Source organism: Bacillus sp. JJ664 (assembly GCF_036962205.1).
Lineage (GTDB): Bacteria > Bacillota > Bacilli > Bacillales > Bacillaceae_G > Gottfriedia.
Genome location: NZ_JBALMS010000227.1, coordinates 1 through 1,259, shown reverse-complemented (window position 1 = coordinate 1,259; position 1,259 = coordinate 1). Strand labels below are relative to the sequence as shown.

Here is a 1,259-nt window from a genome sequence, read left to right as displayed (position 1 = left end):
ATAATATACATGAAGATAAGTCAATTTATGGTAATATAAAGTGAACATTGTTTTAAAAGGAGAATTCCAATGTATTTAACAATTGAAGAAACTGCAGAATATTTATCGCTTGATGTAGCCTATATAAAACAATTAATTCTGGCCAAAAAAATCAGAGCGGTTCATGATGGTGAACAATTTTTAATTTATAAAGAACAATTTAATAATCATTTAGATCAAGTAGAAAAAATGAAAAAAATGATAGCAGATTATTATAATGAACCTATACCAGAAGATCCAGATATTAAAGATGAAGACTAATGTTCTTAGAAATTATCAATTTTGCTTATTGTTTCTTATTTAAATTTTCTTGAGCCATTCTGACCAATTCTTTAACCATATTGCCGCCAATTCGACCTCCAACTTTCCCGTTTTGTTCGGATGTCAGATTACCGTTATAACCATTAACTAAAGGAACCCCAACTTCTTTGGCAGCTTCAAATTTAGCATTTTCAGGACTTGATGTATTCATAACTTTCGCTTTTAGTGAATCTAGTGCTTTTCTTGATTCAGGCACTAAAATTTTATTTCTTCTACTCATTTTCGTTCACTCCTTTTTTTGTAGTATGCCCTTTATTCATTTTTAAACTAGTGGAAATAATTAGTAGTAAATAGGGTATGTTACATATAGAAGGTTTTAATATAACTAAATTTGTGTTCATAAGGAGATAAAAAAATGAAATCATTTAATGTGACTTTTCACAAAGAAGACAATGTAGACAATATGCAAATCCAAAAACTGAATGATGAAGAATACCATAGTGCAACTGTAGGTGGCACTAGACATTTATTTGAAATCGATACAAATATTGGTTTTTTTGTGTTTTTTGATGCAGAAGATAAAGATGGCAATGTATCACACTTACTTCTGCAATTTGAAGAAGAAGAAGAGGAGCCAGTTGCTTGTTATTCGTTTGCAATGAAGGATTACTATGAATTTATGGCACTTTATTTAAATGATCTAGAATTTATTGATGAAACCGAAGATCAAGAAGAAGTTGAACTAGAAGAGTCAAATTCTATTCATCATTTAGTACATTTATTATTCCACATCATAGAAGAAGGCAATGGTTTAGAAGTATAATAATACATATTGATGAATATTCTTCCGAAAAATACGAGGTTTTAATATTCGTATTAGTATATTTATCCAGTAAAAGAACTCTTTTCCATTAAAGGGTTCTTTTTTTATTCTTTTCAAAAAATTATGTTAAAATTAA

At 28.5% G+C, this 1,259-nt stretch carries 3 protein-coding genes; 2 read left to right on the top strand and 1 reads right to left on the bottom strand.

All coding sequences use genetic code 11. From position 1 onward, the window contains the following. The first annotated feature begins 69 nt into the window (after positions 1-69). On the top strand, positions 70-300 hold the full coding sequence (locus V7056_RS20575) for an excisionase family DNA-binding protein (RefSeq protein WP_499704249.1): 231 nt from the start codon (positions 70-72) through the stop codon (positions 298-300). Between the two features lie 25 nt (positions 301-325). On the opposite strand, the gene V7056_RS20570 is transcribed toward V7056_RS20575, so the two are convergent. Next, a complete protein-coding gene (locus V7056_RS20570; protein ID WP_499704248.1) occupies positions 326-580 on the bottom strand; it encodes an alpha/beta-type small acid-soluble spore protein in 255 nt (84 codons plus the stop codon). 135 nt (positions 581-715) lie between these two features. Here V7056_RS20570 and V7056_RS20565 point away from each other — a divergent pair, with 135 nt between their 5' ends. Next, positions 716-1,123, top strand: coding sequence for a cytosolic protein (locus tag V7056_RS20565; protein WP_499704247.1), 408 nt, complete (start codon positions 716-718; stop codon positions 1,121-1,123). Positions 1,124-1,259 lie beyond the last annotated feature (136 nt).

Bases quoted from the DNA above. Each gene is read 5' to 3' on its own strand.
- V7056_RS20575 (WP_499704249.1), top strand. From the start codon at position 70: ATGTATTTAACAATTGAAGAAACTGCAGAATATTTATCGCTTGATGTA.
- V7056_RS20570 (WP_499704248.1), bottom strand. From the start codon at position 580: ATGAGTAGAAGAAATAAAATTTTAGTGCCTGAATCAAGAAAAGCACTA.
- V7056_RS20565 (WP_499704247.1), top strand. From the start codon at position 716: ATGAAATCATTTAATGTGACTTTTCACAAAGAAGACAATGTAGACAAT.